At 60.2% G+C, this 19,428-nt stretch carries 13 protein-coding genes and 1 pseudogene; 7 read left to right on the top strand and 7 right to left on the bottom strand.

Annotation, left to right across the window (positions count from 1 at the left end; genetic code table 11):
- Window positions 1-95 precede the first annotated feature (95 nt).
- On the bottom strand, window positions 96-1,004 hold the full coding sequence (locus J2W17_RS00970) for a DMT family transporter (protein WP_307327803.1): 909 nt from the start codon (window positions 1,002-1,004) through the stop codon (window positions 96-98).
- Between the two features lie 130 nt (window positions 1,005-1,134).
- Here J2W17_RS00970 and aceK point away from each other — a divergent pair, with 130 nt between their 5' ends.
- From aceK to J2W17_RS00985, 3 genes are all read left to right on the top strand, one after another.
- The gene (gene aceK / locus J2W17_RS00975) at window positions 1,135-2,856 is read left to right on the top strand and encodes a bifunctional isocitrate dehydrogenase kinase/phosphatase (protein ID WP_307327806.1); all 1,722 of its coding nucleotides are present in this window, start codon (window positions 1,135-1,137) and stop codon (window positions 2,854-2,856) included.
- Window positions 2,857-3,091: 235 nt separating this feature from the next.
- Window positions 3,092-7,003, top strand: a complete 3,912-nt coding sequence (gene hrpA, locus J2W17_RS00980; RefSeq protein WP_307327809.1) for an ATP-dependent RNA helicase HrpA — start codon at window positions 3,092-3,094, stop codon at window positions 7,001-7,003.
- A gap of 457 nt (window positions 7,004-7,460) precedes the next feature.
- Entirely contained in the window at window positions 7,461-8,582 is a 1,122-nt protein-coding gene (locus J2W17_RS00985) for a beta-ketoacyl-ACP synthase III (protein WP_307327812.1), read from the top strand.
- A gap of 237 nt (window positions 8,583-8,819) precedes the next feature.
- Here J2W17_RS00985 and J2W17_RS00990 read toward each other — a convergent pair whose 3' ends face one another.
- Complete coding sequence (locus J2W17_RS00990) at window positions 8,820-10,112, bottom strand: putative porin (RefSeq protein ID WP_307327815.1); 1,293 nt, start codon at window positions 10,110-10,112, stop codon at window positions 8,820-8,822.
- Between the two features lie 279 nt (window positions 10,113-10,391).
- On the opposite strand from J2W17_RS00990, the gene J2W17_RS00995 reads away from it, so the two are divergent.
- Window positions 10,392-11,516 carry a GNAT family N-acetyltransferase gene (locus J2W17_RS00995; protein ID WP_307327818.1) on the top strand — a complete coding sequence of 375 codons (1,125 nt, stop codon included), beginning with the start codon at window positions 10,392-10,394 and terminating at the stop codon, window positions 11,514-11,516.
- Here J2W17_RS00995 and J2W17_RS01000 read toward each other — a convergent pair whose 3' ends face one another.
- The 4 genes and pseudogenes from J2W17_RS01000 to J2W17_RS01015 all read right to left on the bottom strand — a co-directional run bounded on the left by J2W17_RS01000 (window position 11,517) and on the right by J2W17_RS01015 (window position 15,736).
- Entirely contained in the window at window positions 11,517-13,349 is a 1,833-nt protein-coding gene (locus tag J2W17_RS01000; RefSeq protein ID WP_307327821.1) for an ABC transporter ATP-binding protein, read from the bottom strand.
- A gap of 82 nt (window positions 13,350-13,431) precedes the next feature.
- The gene (locus tag J2W17_RS01005; RefSeq protein WP_307327825.1) at window positions 13,432-13,989 is read right to left on the bottom strand and encodes a peptidylprolyl isomerase; all 558 of its coding nucleotides are present in this window, start codon (window positions 13,987-13,989) and stop codon (window positions 13,432-13,434) included.
- A gap of 3 nt (window positions 13,990-13,992) precedes the next feature.
- A pseudogene (locus J2W17_RS01010) lies at window positions 13,993-14,798 on the bottom strand (alpha/beta fold hydrolase).
- 14 nt (window positions 14,799-14,812) lie between these two features.
- Window positions 14,813-15,736 carry a LysR family transcriptional regulator gene (locus tag J2W17_RS01015; protein WP_307327832.1) on the bottom strand — a complete coding sequence of 308 codons (924 nt, stop codon included), beginning with the start codon at window positions 15,734-15,736 and terminating at the stop codon, window positions 14,813-14,815.
- A gap of 48 nt (window positions 15,737-15,784) precedes the next feature.
- On the opposite strand from J2W17_RS01015, the gene J2W17_RS01020 reads away from it, so the two are divergent.
- The 3 genes from J2W17_RS01020 (at window position 15,785) to J2W17_RS01030 (ending at window position 18,079) form a co-directional block, all read left to right on the top strand.
- Entirely contained in the window at window positions 15,785-16,099 is a 315-nt protein-coding gene (locus tag J2W17_RS01020; RefSeq protein ID WP_307327835.1) for a 3-phosphoglycerate kinase, read from the top strand.
- Window positions 16,100-16,264: 165 nt separating this feature from the next.
- A complete protein-coding gene (locus J2W17_RS01025) occupies window positions 16,265-16,864 on the top strand; it encodes an FMN-dependent NADH-azoreductase (RefSeq protein WP_307327838.1) in 600 nt (199 codons plus the stop codon).
- 348 nt (window positions 16,865-17,212) lie between these two features.
- Window positions 17,213-18,079, top strand: coding sequence for a carboxylate/amino acid/amine transporter (locus J2W17_RS01030; RefSeq protein WP_307327841.1), 867 nt, complete (start codon window positions 17,213-17,215; stop codon window positions 18,077-18,079).
- Between the two features lie 182 nt (window positions 18,080-18,261).
- On the opposite strand, the gene J2W17_RS01035 is transcribed toward J2W17_RS01030, so the two are convergent.
- Window positions 18,262-19,428 carry an alkaline phosphatase family protein gene (locus J2W17_RS01035; protein WP_307327843.1) on the bottom strand — a complete coding sequence of 389 codons (1,167 nt, stop codon included), beginning with the start codon at window positions 19,426-19,428 and terminating at the stop codon, window positions 18,262-18,264.

A 19,428-nucleotide genomic window follows, 5' to 3' on the forward strand; every position in this document is an offset into this window, starting at 1 on the left:
CTTCGCGAGCGAGCCCGCAGTTGATCTGTGTCGCAACGAAGTTCCAATGTGGGAGCGGGCTTGCTCGCGAAGGCGTCATCAGCAACACCGCAAAACTACCGGGTAATCACCTTGGAAGCCTTCACCACCGAAGGCTTCAACACCAACCACAACGCCGCCGCAATCAACACCCCGCCATAGATATGCGCCATCGACAACGGCTCATCCAGCAACATCGCCCCCCACAACACCCCGAACGGCGGAATCAGGAAGGTCGTGGTCATCGACTTCACCGGCCCGACCGAGCTGAGCAGGCGGAAGTAAATAATGTACGCCAACGCGGTACATACCAGCCCCAATCCCAGCAGCGACAGCCAGACACTCCAGCCGCCCCAGCTCGCTGGCGGCTGGCTGATCAAGCTGTAGCCAAACAGCGGCAGCAGCAACAACGTCGCGCCCAGCATGCTGCCCAGCGCCGATAGGCGACTGTCGAGACCGCCGGCCTGGTCGAGCCAACGGCGTGCCAGGAAGCCGGCGAAACCGTAGCAGGTGGTGGCGAGCAGGCAGGCGACGGCACCCATCAGCAGGTCCATGTCGAACGCCACCGGCCCGGCCCGGGTCAGGATGCCGACGCCAAGCAGGCCGAGAAATACCCCGCCGAGCTTGGCGGCGGTGAGTTTTTCATGGAAGAACAGGCCCCCGATCAACACCCCCATCAGCGGCGTCGTGGCGTTGAAAATCGCCGAGTAACCGGCCGGCAGCACTTGGGCGGCGACGGAATAAAGGGTCGCGGGAATTCCGGAGTTGATCATCCCCAGCAGCATCACCGTCTTGAGTTTGCCTTTGAAGTCCCAGCTGATGCGCATCAGGCCCAGGATCACCAGCAAGCCGACTGCCGCAATCGACACGCGGAAAAAAGCCGTGGGGATCGTGCCAATCACCGGGGCAATGATGCGCATGAACAGGAAGCTCGCCCCCCAAATGGCGGCAAGTGCCAGCAAACGCAGAGTATCGACGAGGTTCACAACGCTTTCCTTCCATGATTGGCGCGCAAGTGTCGCGCCAGTCAGGGCTCAAGGCAATGGTTGCGTTGCGTCATACAGGGCCACTAAGCTCAGGCTCCAACGATCAGCATCAGCCGCCGAGGTTTTACCTATGCCGCAGCATTGGCCAGCCGCCGACATCGCCCGAATGATTCTCGACGGCTTTGACGATTACCGCGAGCATTTCCGTCAGATCACTGACGGCGCCCGGGCCCGATTCGAACAGGCCAAGTGGCAGGAGGCGCAAATCGCGTCGGCAGCGCGGATCAATCTGTACGAAGAAAAAGTCGGCGAAACCGTGGCGCGACTGCGCAGCACCTTCGAAGCCGACACGTTGTTGGACGACAGTTGCTGGCCGCTGGTCAAGAGCGCCTACATCACGCTGATCGACCTGCGCTTCGACGATGAATTATCCGAGACCTGGTACAACTCGATTTTCTGCGGGCTGTTCAGCCACGACCTGATCAGCGATGGCTGCATGTTCATCCACACCACCCGGCCCAGCCTGCGCCGGGCCCGGGCCGCGCAAACCCGCACCTACAAACCTCAAGGCAGGCTGGCGGGCATGCTCGCCAGCGTGTTCGCCGATTATCGCTTCAGCGAGGAGTACGCCGACCTGCCCGGTGACCTGCGCCGTCTCGAAGCGCAATTGCGCGATAACCTGCCGGACTGGGTGTGCAAGGACCCGGAGCTGAGCGTCGAACTGTTTACCTCGGTGCTTTACCGCAACAAGGGGGCGTACCTGGTGGGGCGCATCTACACCCAGGACGAGCAATGGCCCCTGGTGATTCCGCTGCTGCACCGCGAAGGCCGCGGGATCCAGATCGATGCGTTGATCACCGATGAAGCAGACGTGTCGATCATCTTCTCCTTCACCCGCTCGTACTTCATGGTCGACGTGCCGGTACCGGCGGAGTTCATCGGCTTTCTCAAACGCATCCTGCCGGGCAAGCACATCGCCGAGCTGTACACCTCGATCGGCTTCTACAAACACGGCAAATCGGAATTCTACCGGGCACTGATCAATCACCTGGCCAACACCGATGATCAGTTCATCATGGCCCCCGGTGTGCGCGGCATGGTCATGAGCGTGTTCACGCTGCCGGGTTTCAATACCGTATTCAAAATCATCAAGGACCGCTTCTCGCCGTCGAAAAACGTCGACCGCGCCACAGTCATCGAGAAGTACCGTCTGGTGAAAAGCGTCGACCGGGTCGGGCGCATGGCCGATACCCAGGAATTTGCCGACTTTCGTTTCCCCTTGAGCAAATTCGAGCCGGCGTGCCTGGAAGAGCTGCTCGAAGTGGCCGCGACCACGGTGTCGGTGGAGGACGATACGGTGCTGATTCGTCACTGCTGGACCGAGCGGCGCATGACACCGCTGAACCTCTACCTGGAACACGCCAACCCGGCGCAGGTGCGCGAGGCGCTGGAGGATTACGGCCTGGCGATCAAGCAACTGGCGGCGGCGAACATCTTTCCCGGCGACATGCTGCTGAAGAATTTTGGCGTCACGCGCCACGGGCGTGTGGTGTTTTATGACTATGACGAAATCTGCTTCCTGACCGAGGCCAACTTCCGCCATATCCCGCTACCGCGCACCCCGGAAGACGAAATGGCCTCCGAGCCGTGGTATTCGATCGGACCGCTGGATGTGTTCCCCGAAGAGTTTCCGCCGTTCCTGTTTGCCGATGCCGGGCAGCGCAAGCTGTTCGATCAACTGCATGGCGAGCTGTACAACGCCGATTACTGGAAGAGCCTGCAGGAGGCGATTCGCGCCGGCAAAGTGATCGACGTGTTCCCGTACCGGCGCAAGGGCCTCGATAACGAATGACCCCACACCCTCCTGCAGGAGCCGGCTTGCCGGCGAAGGCGACTTGACAGACACCACCACCGTGACGGTCACACCGCAACCCCCTGTAGGAGCTGGCTTGCCAGCGAAGGCGGCCTGATAGTCACCTACGATGTGACGGACACACCGCCTTCGCCAGCAAGCCGGCTCCTACAATAGTCCTTCAAATCTGCGACAATCGCCCCCCTGCGCCACTAGACGACTTATTGCGTACCTGATGACTGACGAATCGCCTTCCATCGACAAACTGCTGAAAAACCTCGATCACGCCATGCTCGCCGACCGCCACCGGCTGCGGCGGCAGTTGCTCGAGCTGCGCAAGAAACCTGACGAGGCCAAGCTGGCCCAGTGGGCGGCGCGCCTGCAGGCGTCCTGTGACCAGGTGCTGGCGCGGCGTGCCAGCCTGCCGGTGGTGCGTTATGACGACAGCCTGCCGATTGCCGCCAAGCGCGATGAAATCAAGGCCGCGTTGCTCAAGCATCAGGTGCTGATCATCGCCGGCGAAACCGGTTCGGGTAAAACCACCCAGTTGCCGAAGATCTGCCTGGAAATCGGCCGCGGCCAGCACGGCCTGATCGGCCACACCCAACCCCGTCGGATCGCTGCGCGCAGCGTGGCCAGTCGGGTCGCCGAAGAACTGGGCACGCCGTTGGGCGCGCTGGTCGGCTATCAGGTACGGTTCGAGGATCAGAGCGATTCCAACACCCTGATCAAGCTGATGACCGACGGCATCCTGCTGGCGGAAACCCAGAACGACCGCTACCTCGAGCGCTACGACACGATCATCGTCGACGAAGCCCACGAACGCAGCCTGAACATCGACTTTCTGCTCGGCTATCTGAAAACCCTGCTGCCCCGTCGCCCGGACCTGAAAGTCATCATCACCTCGGCGACCATCGACTTGGAGCGCTTCTCCAAACACTTCGATGACGCACCGATCGTCGAAGTCTCCGGCCGTACGTTTCCGGTGGAGACCTGGTATCGCCCGCTGACCCTGGAGCAGGACGAGGAGGGTAACCGCGTCGAAGATGACTTGACCGTGGATCAGGCGATACTCGCCACCCTCGACGAAATCGCCGCCTTCGAACGCAGCGAGCGCAAGAGCCCCGGCGATGTGCTGGTGTTCCTGCCCGGCGAGCGCGAGATTCGTGACGCCGCCGACATGTTGCGCAAGGCCCAGCTCAAGCACACCGAAATCCTGCCGCTGTACGCGCGGCTTTCGCCCGCCGAACAGCAGCGAATTTTCCAGTCGCACCCGGGCCGGCGGGTGGTGCTGGCGACCAACGTCGCCGAAACCTCGCTGACGGTGCCGGGCATTCGTTACGTGATCGACAGCGGCACTGCGCGCATCAGTCGCTACAGCTATCGGGCCAAGGTCCAGCGCCTGCCCATCGAAGCCATTTCCCAGGCCAGCGCCAACCAGCGCAAAGGTCGTTGCGGGCGAGTCGAGCCGGGCATCTGCGTGCGGCTGTTCAGCGAAGAGGACTTTATCTGTCGTCCGGAATTTACCGACCCGGAGATCCTGCGCACCAACCTCGCGGCGGTGATTCTGCAGATGCTGCACCTGCGCCTGGGTGAAATCACCGATTTTCCGTTTATCGAGCCGCCGGACGGCAAGGCGATCAGCGACGGTTTCAACCTGCTGCAAGAACTCTCGGCGGTGGACCGCAACAGCCAGTTGACCCCGCTCGGTCGCCAGTTGGCGCGCTTGCCGGTGGACCCGCGCATGGGTCGCATGCTGCTGGAAGCGGCGAAGCTCGGCAGCTTGCAGGAAGTGCTGATCGTCGCCAGCGCCATGTCGATCCAGGACCCGCGCGAACGCCCACCGGAGCGTCAACAAGCGGCCGATCAGGCCCATGCGCAATGGAAAGACGTGGACTCGGACTTCGCCGGGCTGGTCAACCTGTGGCGCGGTTTTGAAGAACAGCGCCAGGCCCTGACGGCCAGTCCATTGCGCAACTGGTGCCGCAAGAATTTCCTCAATTACCTGCGCCTGCGTGAGTGGCGCGACTCTCACCGGCAGTTGAGCCTGATCTGCCGCGACATGCAGCTGAGCCTCAATAAAGAGCCGGCGGATTACCCGAAGCTGCACAAAGCCGTGCTCTCGGGCCTGCTCAGCCAGATCGGCCAGAAAACCGAAGACGGCGATTACCTGGGGGCCCGTCAGCGACGCTTCTGGATTCACCCGTCATCCGGGCTGGGCAAGAAGCGCCCGCAATGGTTGATGACCGCCGAACTGGTGGAAACCACCAAGCTCTATGCGCGGATGGTGGCCAAGATCGATGCCGACTGGATCGAGCCGCTCGCCGGGCACCTGATCAAGAAAAACCACTTCGAACCCCATTGGGAGAAGAAGCGCGGTCAGGTGGTGGCGTTCGAACAGATCACGTTGTTCGGGCTGATTGTGGTCGGTCGCCGGCCGGTGCATTACGGGCCGGTCGATCCGGTGGTGTCGCGCGAGTTGTTCATCCGCGAAGCCTTGGTGCGGGGCGAGATTCAATCCCGGGCCAAATGCCTGACCGCCAACAAACAACTGTTGGAACAGCTCGACGAACTGGAAGCCAAGGCCCGTCGCCGCGACATTCTGGCCGACGAAGAAACCCTGTTCGCCTTCTACGACGCGCGACTGCCGGCCGAGATCCACCAGACCGCGACCTTCGACAGCTGGTACCGGGTCAACAGCCAGAAAGATCCGCAGCTGCTGATCATGCGCGAAGAAGATGTGCTGGCCCGCGAGGCCAGTGAAGTCACCGCCGCGCATTACCCGGACACCTTGCACATCGGCGACCTGGAGCTGGCCCTGAGTTACCACTTCGAGCCCAACCATCCACGGGACGGCGTCACCCTGAGGGTCCCGGCGCCGCTGTTGCCGATGTTGCCGCCGGAGCGCCTGGAGTGGCTGGTGCCGGGTGTGATCGAGGCCAAGTGCATCGCGCTGGTGCGCAACCTGCCCAAGGCCCTGCGCAAGAACTTCGTGCCGGTGCCGGACTTCGTCAAGGCCGCGTTGCAGCGCATGACCTTTGCCGAGGGCTCCTTGCCCCAGGCCTTGGGCCGCGAGCTGCTGCGGATGACCGGAGCGCGGGTCAGCGACGACGCCTGGGCCGAAGCGGCGCAGCAGGTCGAAAGCCATCTGCGGATGAACCTGGAAATCGTCGACGGCCAGGGCAAGTTTCTTGGTGAAGGCCGGGACCTGGCCGAGTTGACTGCGCGCTTTGCCGAGGCCAGCCAGGCAGCCCTGGCCGTGCCGCAAACCGCGAAGAGCCAACAGCCGGTAGAGGCGAAAGTCTTTGCCGCCGTCGCTGAAAAAACCCAACAGAAGATCGCCGGGCTGTCCATGACGGTCTATCCGGCGTTGGTGGAAGAGAGCGGCACGGTCAAGGAAGGGCGTTTCTCGACGCCGGCCGAAGCCGAATTCCAGCATCGCCGCGCCTTGCAGCGTTTGCTGATGCAGCAATTGGCCGAGCCGGCGAAATTCCTGCGCGGCAAGTTGCCGGGGCTGACCGAACTGGGCCTGATGTACCGCGACATGGGACGTGTCGACAGCCTGGTGGAAGACATCCTGCTGGCCAGTCTCGACAGCTGCATCCTCGACGGCGAAGACCCGCTGCCGCGCGATGGCGCTGCACTGGCGGCGCTGGCCGAGCGCAAGCGCGGCGGCTGGACCGAGCACGCCGAACGATTGGCGAAGCTGACGCTGGAGATTCTCAAGCTCTGGCACGGTCTGCAAAAACGCTTCAAGGGCAAGATCGACCTGGCGCAAGCTGTGGCCCTGAACGACATCAAGCAGCAGCTCAGCCATTTGGTGTACCCGGGATTCGTGCGTGAAACGCCGATGCAGTGGCTCAAGGAGCTGCCGCGCTACCTCAAGGCCATCGAGCAACGCTTCGAAAAACTGGGTGCTCAGGTCCAGAAGGACCGGGTCTGGAGCGGTGAGTTGTCCGGCCTCTGGAGCCAGTACCAGACCCGCGCCAGCAAGCATGCGCAGGAAGGCAAGCGCGATCCGCAGCTGGAACTTTATCGCTGGTGGCTGGAGGAATACCGGGTTTCGTTGTTCGCCCAGCAGTTGGGGACCAAGGTGCCGATCTCCGACAAGCGCCTGAGCAAGCAATGGAGCCAGGTCGAACCCTGACACGCCCCCCTGTAGGAGCTGGCTTGCCAGCGAAGGGTGCCTCAAGCCCTGCATCGCCCTCGAAGACGCCTTCGCCGGCAAGCCGGCTCCTACAGGGATTGGCGTTGACCGCGCTCCATCTGTATACCGGAGACCGTGTAGGAGCTGGCTTGTCGGCTCGCCGCACTGCAGCAAAAGCGGCCTCAAACCTTGCATGGCCCACGAAGACGCCTTCGCCGGCAAGCCGGGCTCCTACAGGATTTGCGTGATGCTGGTATTCTCGCAAAAAGGCGCCAAAACCCAAGGTTTATGGCAAACTTCGCGCCTATAAACGCCAGCCCAGCGGTTTTGAACCTAACGGCCCCGGGCGGATTGGAATCTTCGATGCCAGGTTTTGCGTCCGGACCTGGAGTAGACCCTTTGCGTGTTGGTACGCCAGTGCCAACGCTTACTGCCTGAACAGATCAGAGAAACGACCATGCATAACGTCGTCATCAGCGGCACCGGCTTGTACACCCCGGCCAACAGCATTTCCAATGAAGAGCTGGTGCAGTCTTTCAATACCTACGTCGGGCAGTTCAACGCCGATAACGCCGAAGCGATCGCCCGCGGTGAAATCGAAGCGCTGACCGAATCCAGCGCGGCGTTTATCGAAAAAGCCTCTGGCATCAAAAGCCGCTTTGTCATGGACAAAGACGGCATCCTCGACCCGCAACGCATGGCGCCACGCCTGCCGGAGCGCTCGAACGACGAGTGGTCAGTGCTCTGCCAGATGGCCATCGGCGCCGCCGAACAAGCCCTGCAGCGTGCGGGCAAGACCGCCGCGGACATCGACGGCGTGATCGTCGCCTGTTCCAACCTGCAGCGCGCCTACCCGGCCATCGCCATCGAAGTCCAGGAAGCGCTGGGCATCCAGGGTTTCGGCTTCGACATGAACGTCGCCTGCTCCTCGGCGACTTTCGGCATTCAGGCCGCCGCCAACAGCGTGCAACTGGGCCAGGCCCGGGCGATCCTGATGGTCAACCCGGAAGTTTGCACCGGTCACCTGAATTTCCGTGACCGCGACAGCCATTTCATCTTCGGCGATGCCGCGACCGCAGTGATCATCGAACGGGCCGACCTGGCCACTTCCCCGTACCAGTTCGACGTGGTCAGCACCAAGCTGCTGACCAAATTCTCCAACAACATCCGCAACAACTTCGGCTTCCTCAATCGCGCAGCGGAAGAGGGGATCGGAGCCACGGACAAATTGTTCGTCCAGGAAGGCCGTAAGGTGTTCAAGGACGTCTGCCCGATGGTCGCGGAACTGGTCGCCAGGCATCTGGAAGAAAACCAGCTCAACGTCACCGACGTGAAGCGTTTCTGGTTGCACCAGGCCAACCTCAGCATGAACCATTTGATTGTCAGGAAACTGCTGGGCCGCGAAGCCACCGAAGAAGAAGCGCCGGTGATTCTCGACACCTACGCCAACACCAGTTCTGCCGGTTCGGTGATTGCCTTTCACAAACATCAGGATGACCTGGCGGCCGGTTCGCTGGCGGTGCTCAGCTCGTTTGGCGCCGGTTATTCGATTGGTAGCGTGATCTTGCGCAAGCGCTGAATCCGCTTTTGTAGGAGCGAGCCTGCTCGCGAAAAACCTGAGAGCGCCGCGGGGTGTCAGGTTTCCAGCGTTATCGTTGACGACCTGCGCGAGCAAGCTCGCTCCTACAGAGGGGGGAGGCAACAACAAAACAGCCTGGCGGTGCTGCATCGGACGGATGATGGGGACCGATGCAGCAACGCCAGGCTGTAAAAAGATGCGCCTCGGGCTTCCTTGCCCGAGCCATGTCGCGAGGAATCAGAACTTGGCTTCTGCATCCAGCTGCAGGGTGTTGATTTTCGAATCTCGCAGGGTGGCGTTGGTGTAGTCGGAGTCAGCCATGAAGTACGTCGCGCCGAGGGCGAAGTTCTTGTCGATCTCGTAGCTCACTTTCAACTTGCTGCCGCGCGAACCGGTGAAACCGTTGGCGAAGTCCGAGTCGGTGAAAGCACCGACCACGGCGTTGCGTTGAATGTCGCGATAGTTGTAGTCCACGCCGAAGCCATAGAACTTGGTCTTGACGCCGGCCAGCCAGCCCATGTCCTGATCGTTGCTGGCGTCGTCGTTGTTGACGACCTGACCGTACAACGACAGCGGCATTGGCAGGCCGCCGATGTCGAGCTGGCCGAAGCCTTCGTACACCTTGAATTCTTCGCCGGGGCTGTTGCCGTTGATGGCCAGTGTGGCGGTGTCGTTGTCATTGTCGTAGGCGTAGAGACTGCCGCCCAGGGTCATTTTCAGGTTGTCGGTGATCGCGAAGCGGGCCCCCAACTGACCAGCGTACAGGCGCAGGTCGTGACGGAACTGCTTGCCTTCGCCGTCGACGTTGTCCTGGAGGGTGTAGTGGCCGGCGCTACCGAACAGCTCGGCCGAGCTGCCCAGCGGGTATTTGTAAGTTACCGCCAGACCTTCCGGGCTGATGTCGCTGTCCCAGATGATGTCGCCCATGCTCACCCAGGGCTGTGGCATCTTGCCGCCGATCAAGTGCAAATTCTGGATGGCCGTCGGGTGGTAGTCGACGTAGCCCTGGTCCAGCCAGATATCTTTCTTGGAGAAGTTGCCTTCCAGGCTCTGGTTGGTGGAGCGAGCATCATTGTTGTTACCAGTGGCGATACGAATGCCGGTATCCACTTGCGGGTTGATTTCGGTGTAGGCACCCAGGCGGACACGAATACGTTGACGATCCTGGTCACCGGTGTTGGATACGCCGTCGTTCTTGACGGTTTCCTGACGGAAACGAACGTCGCCCTTGAACTGGGTCTTGGCCGCCCATGCCAGTTTCTGGTCGAAGGTACTCAGTTCATTGGTTTTCTTCGCAGTCGCTGCGATTTGCTCATTGGTTTCTTGCTGCGCCTGACGCGCAATCTGCTGGTCCTTCTGATCCTTGGCCAGTTCGGCCTGCAATTCAGCGTACTGCGCCTGGGAAATCGAACCATTGGCCTTGAGCATGTCGAGCAGTTTGGCGTCGACTGCGGCGCTGGCCGGAATACTCATGGCCAGCAACAGCCCGCCACACAGGGCCGCCGCAGTTTTCGTGGAAGCAAGACGCATATCAATCTCCGAAGATGTAAGAGGATGACTGAGCCATCCAGGACACAACCGACCTAAGGCCGGAAAACAGTGGCCGGGTAGAACCCGACGCTCTAAAAACTGGCGCCAGTATCGCGATGGATTATTACAAAGCAGTGGCAAAGTGATGGCGTCTCGATGACGGTCTGAATGCACCTGAACACCCTTATCCAGCGCACTGCGGTCGGATAGGTCGTGTGGAGCGCACCGCGATAAGCGATACTCGCTGGGCTTTCATGCAAAGAAGTGGAGAGGAAATCGATGCCGTTGCAACGTCTGGAAAAACTGTCCGAAATCGCTGCGCACACTTGGGATGCTCTGGTGCCGGATAACCAGCCGTTTCTGCGCCATGCCTTTCTCGGCGCGCTGGAAGACAGCGGCAGTGTCGGCCCTCACTCGGGCTGGCAGCCCGAGCATTTGTTGCACATGGACGGTGACCGCTTGATCGCCGCCTTGCCCAGTTACCGCAAATGGCATTCCTATGGCGAGTACGTGTTCGATCACGCCTGGGCTGATGCCTGCGAGCGTGCCGGCATCGACTATTATCCCAAGCTGCTGACCGCCGTACCGTTCAGCCCGGTCAGCGGGCCGCGGTTGCTGGCGGCCACGCTCGAGGAGGGTTTCGAACTGCTGAAAAGCCTGCCCGGCTACCTTGAGATCGAGCAGCTCTCAAGTGCTCACATCAACTTCACGGATTGTTTCACCGACGCCGCATTGGCCGAACAGCCGGGCTGGTTGCAGCGCATCGGCTGTCAGTACCACTGGCAGAATCGCGGCTATCGGGATTTTCAGGACTTCCTCGACGCCCTCAGTTCGCGCAAGCGCAAACAGATGCGCAAGGAGCGTGAGCAAGTGGCGGGGCAGGGCATTGATTTCGAATGGCTTGAAGGTCGGCAGCTGGATCAGGTGCAGTGGGATTTTGTCTATGCCTGCTACGCCAACACCTATGCGGTGCGGCGGCAGCGGCCTTACCTGACCCGGGCATTTTTCAGTCTGCTGGCCGAACGGATGCCGGAAGCGATTCGCGTGGTGTTGGCCAAACAGGGTTCACGGCCGGTCGCCATGGCGTTCAGCCTGGTGGGGGGCGACAGTTTTTACGGTCGTTACTGGGGATGCCTGGCGGAGTTCGATCGCCTGCACTTCGAGACCTGTTTCTATCAAGGCATGGACTATGCGATTGCCAATGGCTTCCAGCGCTTCGACGCCGGGGCTCAGGGCGAGCACAAGTTGATTCGCGGATTCGAGCCGGTGATCACCCATTCCTGGCACTATTTGCGCCATGCCGGCCTGAAGGCTGCGGTCAAGGACTTCCTGCGCCAGGAGCGCGTCGGGGTGCTGGCGTATGCCGAGGACGCCAGGACCGCCTTGCCCTATCGACAAGCCTGATCAATCGATCCCGACAAACCCGCCGGTCTGGTGCTGCCACAACCGCGCATATAACCCGCCATGGGCCAGCAATTCGGCGTGGCTGCCGGTCTCGGCGATCGTGCCTTTTTCCAGCACCACCAACCGGTCCATCCGGGCGATGGTCGAGAGGCGGTGGGCGATGGCGATCACGGTCTTGCCTTGCATCAGGGTTTCGAGGCTTTCCTGGATGGCCGCTTCGACCTCCGAGTCCAGCGCCGAAGTGGCCTCGTCCATGATCAGGATCGGCGCGTCCTTGAGCAGCACCCGGGCAATCGCAATGCGCTGACGCTGGCCGCCGGAGAGTTTCACCCCGCGTTCACCGACATGTGCATCGAAACCGGTGCGCCCCTGGGCGTCCGACAGCAATGGGATGAACTCGTCGGCCCGGGCCTTGCGCACCGCTTCCCAGAGCTCGGCGTCGGTGGCGTCGGGCTTGCCGTACAGCAGATTGTCACGGATCGAGCGGTGCAGCAGCGACGTGTCCTGGGTGATCATGCCGATACGCTCGCGCAGGCTTTCCTGGCTAACCTCGGCGATGTTCTGGCCGTCGATGAGAATGCGCCCACCCTGCACGTCATACAGGCGCAGGAGCAAATTGACCAGGGTCGATTTACCTGCGCCGGACGGGCCGATCAGGCCGATTTTCTCGCCGGGTTTGATGGTCAGGTTCAGGTCGCCGATGATCCCGCTCTTCTTGCCGTAATGGAAATCCACATGTTCGAATCGGACTTCGCCACGGGGGACGACCAGGGGCTTGGCCTGCTCGCGGTCGGTGACGCTGACCGGCTGGGAAATGGACTGCAAGCCGTCCTGGACCATGCCGATGTTTTCGAAAATGCCGGTGACCACCCACATGATCCAGCCGGACATGTTGACGATACGAATCACCAGGCCGGTAGCCAGCGCAATCGCACCGACAGTGATCAGCGACTGCGTCCACAGCCACAGGGCCAGGCCGGTGGTGCAGACGATCAGCAAGCCGTTCATGCTGGTGATGACCACGTCCATGCTGGTCACCACCCGGCCGGCCAGTTGGGCTTTTTCGGTTTGTTCCTTGATCGCTTCGCGGGCGTATTGCTGTTCGAAGTGGGTGTGGGCAAACAGCTTCAGGGTGGTGATATTGGTATAGCCATCGACAATCCGCCCCATGAGTTTGGAGCGCGCATCGGAGGACACCACCGAGCGCTCCTTGACCCGCGGCACGAAGTAATAAAGGGCACTGATGAAGGCGACGATCCAGGTCAGCAGCGGGATCATCAGGCGCCAGTCGGCTTCGGCGAACAGCACCAGCGAGCTGATCGCATAAATCAGTACGTGCCACAGCGCGTCCACTGCTTGCACGGCGGAATCACGCAACGAGTTGCCGGTCTGCATGATGCGTTGGGCGATGCGTCCGGCGAAGTCGTTCTGGAAAAAATTCAGGCTCTGCTTGAGTACATAACTGTGGTTCTGCCAGCGGATCAGGCTGGTCATGCTGGGGCTCAGGGTCTGGTGCACCAGCAGGTCATGCAGGCCGACAAAAATCGGCCGAAAAACCAGGGCCACCACCGCCATCCAGGCCAGCTCGATGCCATGATCCTTGAAGAAATTGACGTTCGGCGTTCCCTGGGCCAAATCGATGATGCGGCTCAGGTAACTGAACAGCGCCACTTCGATCAGCGCACCGATCAGACCGACGATCAGCAGTACGGCGAAACTCGGCCAGACCTGCTTCAGGTAGTAGGTATAGAAAGGGAGAACCCGATCCGGTGGCGCGGCCGTCGGGGCATCGCGGAAAATGTCGATCAGCTTCTCGAAACGGCGATAAAGCATTGGTTCTCCGCCCGCGCACGGGCTCTCCCTTGAACAGTGCGAGCGGCGCACTCCGGCAGCCGCTCAAGACTTGCTGTGAAGCTTAGTCGATGACTTTGGCCGACTTGATGAACACAGGGTCGGCCGGCACATCTTTCATGCCGCCGCGAGTGGTGGTTGGCGTGTTGACGATGATGTCCACCACGTCCATGCCTTTGACGACTTTACCGAACACGGCATAGCCGTCGCCCTGATCCAGGAAGTCGTTGTCCTTGACGTTGACGAAGAACTGGCTGGTGGCCGAATCAGGATTAGAGGTGCGGGCCATGGACAGTGTGCCACGGACGTTATGCAGACCGTTCTTCGACTCGTTCTTGATCGGTGCCTTGGTTTCTTTCTGCTGCATTTGTTGAGTGAAACCACCACCCTGGACCATGAAGCCCGGAATCACCCGGTGGAAAATCGTGTTGTTGTAGAAGCCGCTGTTGACGTAATCGAGGAAGTTCTTGGTACTGATCGGCGCCTTGACCGCGTCCAGTTCGATCTCGATCTGGCCGTTGGTGGTTTCCAGCAGCACGTGCGGCGCCTTGGCGGGCGTGGCGGCCATCAGATTGGCGGCAAACAGCACGGAGCCGGCGACGAGGGCGATTTTTTTCAGCATGGGTCAGTGATCCTGATTGGGTTTGTGTCGACTGCGATGAGAAACTCGAGCAGGGTTTGGTTGAAGCGTTCGGGTTGATCCAGCGGCGTGGCGTGGCGTGAATCGGCGATCACCACCAGCCGCGCATCGGGCAGCAGTTTTACATAGGTTTCTTTCAGCGACACCGGTGTGTAGTCACGGTCTGCGCTGACGATGAGGGTTGGACAGGAAACCCTGGAAAGTCGTTCCTGAACCCCCCAGCCAATGATCGCATCGAAGCTGGCGAGATAAGCACGTCTGTCGTTTTTTGCCCAGCGCTGAGCTATTTTCTGGCGCAATTGAGCCTGCCCTGGTTCAGGAAACAGCTTGGCGCCCAAGGCTTTGCCGATGGCACCCATGCTGAGCATGTGCATCAGGCTCCAGCGCTTGAACCACTGCCAATACTCGTCGCGGCTGCGCAGTTTGACCTCGGGTGCGCTGTTGACGATGCACAGGCTCTTGAGCAGCTGGGGTTGGTCCACCGCCAGTTGAAAACCGATCATGCCGCCCATGGACAGGCCGACATAATGCACCGGGCCAAGGTTCAAATGCTCGATCAGCGCGACCAGGTCGGCACTGAACCCGGCAATGCTGTAGCGCTCGCGGGGTTTATCTGAGCGACCGTGGCCCCGTACATCCGGGACGATCACCCGGTAGCGCGTCGACAAGGCCGGGATCTGTTGTTCCCAGTCCAGGGTGCTGGAACCCAACCCGTGGACCAGCAGCAACGGCGCGCCGTGGCCGTATTCCTCATAGTGCAGGTTGCAACCTTCATGTTCGAAATAGGCCATGGTCACACTCCGTGTCAGGCTTGTTCAGGGGCGGCGAACGGCACATCCAGCGGCGCGGTATCGAACGTGCGCAGCAATTCGATGAGAATCTGTGTCGCCGGGCCCAGGGGTTTATCCTTGTTCGAATACAGGTAGAAGCTCGGATTCCGGCTGCCGCCCTGATCCAACGGTAGCAGCTTGAGCGTACCTTCCTTGAGTTCCCGTTCGATCATGTGCCGCGGCAACCAGGCAAAACCCAGCCCGCTGCCGACAAAAGTCGCCGCAGTGGCCAGGCTGCCGACGGTCCAGCGCTGCTCGGCACCGAGCCAGCCGACATCCCGTGGCTGCTGGCGACCGGAGTCGCGAATCACCACTTGCATCTGGCTTTCCAGGTCCTGGAAATTCAGTTCGCGATTAAGGCGGTGCAGGGGATGGTCGGGGTGGGCGACCGCGACGAATTCGACGTCGCTCAATTCCGCGCCCAGGTAACCGGGAATGCTGAAGCCGGTAATGGCCAGATCGGCCACGCCTTCCAGCAAGACTTCCTCCACGCCCGACAACACTTCTTCGCGCAGACGCACCCGGCAGCCGCGGCTTTGCGGCATGAACGCGGTCAAGGCGCGCACAAGACGGGCGCTGGGGTACGCGGCATCGACCACCAGCCGCACTTCCGCTTCCCAGCCTTGTTCCATATGGTGGGCCAGGTCTTCAAGCTGACTGGCCTGTTTCACCAGTTGCCGGGAACGGCGCAGCAACACCCCCCCTGCTTCGGTCAACACTGCCTTGCGCCCGTCGATGCGCAGCAGCGGGACGCCGAGCTGGTCCTGCATGCGTGCCACGGTGTAGCTGACCGACGATTGCGAGCGGTGCAGCGCTTCGGCGGCCTGGGCGAAACCGCCGTGGTCGACCACGGCCTGTAGCGTTCGCCATTGATCAAGGGTCACGCGGGGCGCTTTCATGAACAGCTCCTCTTGTCTAAGCTGGCAATCCCTTCTGGAGACTGCTGAATGAAAAAATTCTGTTGTGTGATGCTGGCGCTGCTGCCACTGACGGCGTTTGCCTATCCGATCGACGTGCAAAAGCAGGTGAACGGCTTGAGCATCGACTACAACGCCTATGACACCGACAGCGACATCGCGTCCATTCAGGTCAACAACTACGGCACGACCGATGCGATCTGCAAGGTGGTCTTCAACAATGGCCCGGAAGCGCCGCGCACCCGCAAGATCGAAGTGCCTGCCGGCAAACACACCAATGCCACCGCCAAGTTCACCCGGACCATCATCAAGATGCGCATCAACCTGAGTTGCAGCCCCAAATAGCATCGATACCCCCTGTGGGAGCAAGCCCCCCTCCCACAGGTATGCTCAGCTTATAAACGAATTTATTGATGGGTTATAGCAGTTATTTGCGCTTTTTCATCGATATGGTTCTGTTTAACCTTCACTCCATCGACCTACAGCATTCTCAGATGGAGGCTACAGCCCATGTCCCGCGTTCTGATCATCGAAAGCAGTGCCCGTCAGCAAGACTCGGTTTCCCGTCAACTGACCCAGACGTTCATCAGCCAGTGGCAAGCCGCTCACCCCGACGACCAGATCACCGTGCGTGACCTGGCAGTGAACCCGGTGCCGCATCTTGATATCAACCTGCTGGGTGGCTGGATGAAACCCGCCGAACAGCGCAATGACATCGAACAGGTTTCTCTGGAACGCTCCAACCAGTTGACGGACGAACTGCTGGCCGCCGACGTGCTGGTCATGGCAGCCCCCATGTACAACTTCGCCATCCCGAGCACCCTCAAGGCCTGGCTCGACCACGTGCTGCGCGCTGGCGTGACCTTCAAGTACACCGAGACCGGCCCGCAAGGTCTGCTCAATGGCAAGCGTGCCTACGTGCTGACCGCTCGCGGCGGGATTTATGCCGGTGGTCCGGCGGATCATCAGGAACCCTACCTGCGCCAGGTCATGGCCTTCATCGGCATTCACGACGTGACCTTCATCCACGCCGAGGGCATGAACCTGGGCGGTGACTTCCAGGAGAAAGGCTTGAACCAGGCCAACGCCAAGCTTGCCCAGGTCGCCTGAGGCGTTAATCGCCAGATAATCGCTGGATGGTCTAGTGACCTGGCGCAACCCCTCAAGCCTGTACGCGCATCGAACCTCCCTTTTGCACTTGTTGCTCCTGAGTGCTGTAGCCCGATTGAACGCTTTAGCGAGATCGGGCTTTTTTTTGCCCGGGATTTTGTACGCTTGAACACAAACCCCCTGTAGGAGCTGGCTTGCCAGCGAAAGCGGTGTGTCAGGCAATATTGAACTTGACTGAGCCACCGCCTTCGCTGGCAAGCCAGCTCCTACAGAGGGGTGTGTTGCTTGACGAGTCGCAGTGACGGGCAAAACCCGCTATCGTCGCCGCCATCCAAAAACGAGGCGAGCATGGGCTATCTACTTTTTGTCACGCTGATCCAGGCGTTTTCCTTCAGCCTGATCGGCGAATACCTGGCCGGGCATGTCGACAGTTACTTCGCGGTACTGGTGCGAGTCGTGCTCGCCGGTCTGGTATTCATCCCGCTGACACGCTGGCGCTCGGTGGAACCGGCGTTCATGCGCGGCATGCTGCTGATCGGCGCGTTGCAGTTCGGCGTGACTTACGTCTGCCTGTATCTCAGCTTCCGGGTGCTGACGGTGCCGGAAGTGTTGCTGTTCACCATCCTCACGCCGTTGCACGTGACCCTGATCGAAGACGCCCTCAATCGGCGCTTCAATCCCTGGGCCTTGATTGCGGCACTGGTTGCGGTGCTCGGCGCGGCGGTGATCCGCTTTGACCGGATCAACCCGGACTTCTTCATGGGCTTTTTGCTGCTGCAACTGGCCAACTTCACCTACGCGGCCGGGCAGGTGCTCTACAAGCATCTGGTAGCCCGTCACCCCAGCGACCTGCCGCACTACCGGCGCTTCGGGTACTTCTACCTCGGCGCATTGGCGGTGGTATTGCCGGCGTTTTTGTTGTTCGGCAAACAGAATTTCCTGCCCGAAGCACCGCTGCAATGGGGCGTGCTGCTATTCCTCGGCCTGGTCTCGACCGCGTTGGGCTTGTACTGGTGGAACAAGGGGGCGTGCCTGGTGAACGGCGGGACGCTGGCAGTGATGAACAATTTGCATGTGCCGGTGGGGCTGCTGATCAATTTGCTGATCTGGAATCAGGATGAAGAGCTGGGGCGGTTGTTCCTGGGCGGGTCGGTGATTCTCGCGGCGGTATGGATCAGCCGTTTGGGCATACGCAAACCCGTGACCGTCCACTGAACCCTGTGGGAGAGGGCTTGCTCGCGAAGGCGGAGTGTCAGCCAATGGTGATTTCGACTGATACACAGCCTTCGCCGGCAAACCGGTCTCGCTCCTACATGGAATGATCGTGCTACAGAATGTGTTATTCGAATTCTGATCGAATAGGCTATAGCTCCGAAGACGAGCCACAGCCTATGATTTTACCTGTTGGAGTAAGTTAGAAGCGGGGAAAGCTGATCCGCCTCTGTCAAAGCTCCATGATGCCCTTTCCATGAGGTCTGATGTTTTTCCGTGGTGCTTTTAACTATGCCGCCCCGCCCTGTGGGATACACAATCAGGTCTCCGAGGCGTTGTTCAAAGATCGCTTCTACGACGCAACCAAACAAACCGCTGCTGATCGCTTGCTCACGCGAGAGCACCGTAAAATCGTCGCCCAGCGTGTTTCTCCATCGCTCCAGTACGTTGCTGACTCGTTCATCCTGTACGTAAACGTGCCTCGCGCGGATATCGCCCGCAATCCACGCGACGCCCTCTTGCAGATGTCGGTTACTGTCGAAGTCAAAAGTGAGCTCTGGCAATAGGGTTGTCATGCCGTGGTCGGCAGTGATCAGCAGATTTGTCCCTTGAGCAAGCATGCCAACTGTCTTTGAGATCAAAGCGTCTATCTTCTGCAGGCTGTTCAGCCAGGACTCTGACCCCGTGCCGTAGATATGCCCTGCATAATCCAATTCGCCCAGATAGACGTAAATCATCTGCCGCGGTGATTTGTTCAAGACGCTCTTAATTTGCAGGCAACAGTGCGAGTAGTCTGCATAGGGCGTGATTGTGGCTCCTCTGTAGATCTCTTTGCTGTAGCGGGAGTTCGTGATGTTCGCTGGGAGTATGCATTCGACATTCAGATCCAGTTCGCCGGCAATCTCCCAAGCTGTCTTTGCGGTTGGTAAAATCGGTGGTTCAAGGAGAGAACGAGTGGGTGTTTGATCTTGATAAGGACTACCGATCATCCATGGCAGAGGTGAAAACGCAGTCTGACCCTCCAGCGCAAAACGGCTGCCAACAATACCGTGCCGGCCACTTTCTTGGGCAAGTGCAAAGGAAGCGAGACTGGTCGCGGTAGTGGCTGGAAATCCGACTCTGAAAGACTGGCTGCTACCAAGCAGTGTTCGAAGGAACGGTGCTCGGGAGCGATGCTCGTCGAGCAACAGATGCCCCAATCCGTCAACCATGAAAACGACTGTCGTGTCTGCAGGTTGCAGGTTGAAGCCCGGCTCAAATGAAGGCACATCCAGACTCGCCAGGATGGCTTGTGAGAGGTTCGCCAGTCCTGATTTTTGGACCTGAGAAGCGTTTTGTATCGGCGCGCCCAT

Origin of the sequence: Pseudomonas lini (assembly GCF_030812475.1) — a bacterium.
Classification (GTDB): domain Bacteria; phylum Pseudomonadota; class Gammaproteobacteria; order Pseudomonadales; family Pseudomonadaceae; genus Aquipseudomonas; species Aquipseudomonas lini_A.

Excerpts from the sequence above, each read along its gene's own strand:
- J2W17_RS01030 (WP_307327841.1), top strand. The coding sequence starts at position 17,213 with ATGGGCTATCTACTTTTTGTCACGCTGATCCAGGCGTTTTCCTTCAGC.
- J2W17_RS01000 (WP_307327821.1), bottom strand. The coding sequence starts at position 13,349 with ATGCTTTATCGCCGTTTCGAGAAGCTGATCGACATTTTCCGCGATGCC.
- hrpA (WP_307327809.1), top strand. The coding sequence starts at position 3,092 with ATGACTGACGAATCGCCTTCCATCGACAAACTGCTGAAAAACCTCGAT.
- J2W17_RS01015 (WP_307327832.1), bottom strand. The coding sequence starts at position 15,736 with ATGAAAGCGCCCCGCGTGACCCTTGATCAATGGCGAACGCTACAGGCC.
- J2W17_RS00995 (WP_307327818.1), top strand. The coding sequence starts at position 10,392 with ATGCCGTTGCAACGTCTGGAAAAACTGTCCGAAATCGCTGCGCACACT.
- J2W17_RS01020 (WP_307327835.1), top strand. The coding sequence starts at position 15,785 with ATGAAAAAATTCTGTTGTGTGATGCTGGCGCTGCTGCCACTGACGGCG.
- J2W17_RS01025 (WP_307327838.1), top strand. The coding sequence starts at position 16,265 with ATGTCCCGCGTTCTGATCATCGAAAGCAGTGCCCGTCAGCAAGACTCG.
- J2W17_RS00985 (WP_307327812.1), top strand. The coding sequence starts at position 7,461 with ATGCATAACGTCGTCATCAGCGGCACCGGCTTGTACACCCCGGCCAAC.
- J2W17_RS00990 (WP_307327815.1), bottom strand. The coding sequence starts at position 10,112 with ATGCGTCTTGCTTCCACGAAAACTGCGGCGGCCCTGTGTGGCGGGCTG.
- aceK (WP_307327806.1), top strand. The coding sequence starts at position 1,135 with ATGCCGCAGCATTGGCCAGCCGCCGACATCGCCCGAATGATTCTCGAC.
- J2W17_RS01035 (WP_307327843.1), bottom strand. The coding sequence starts at position 19,428 with ATGGGCGCGCCGATACAAAACGCTTCTCAGGTCCAAAAATCAGGACTG.
- J2W17_RS01005 (WP_307327825.1), bottom strand. The coding sequence starts at position 13,989 with ATGCTGAAAAAAATCGCCCTCGTCGCCGGCTCCGTGCTGTTTGCCGCC.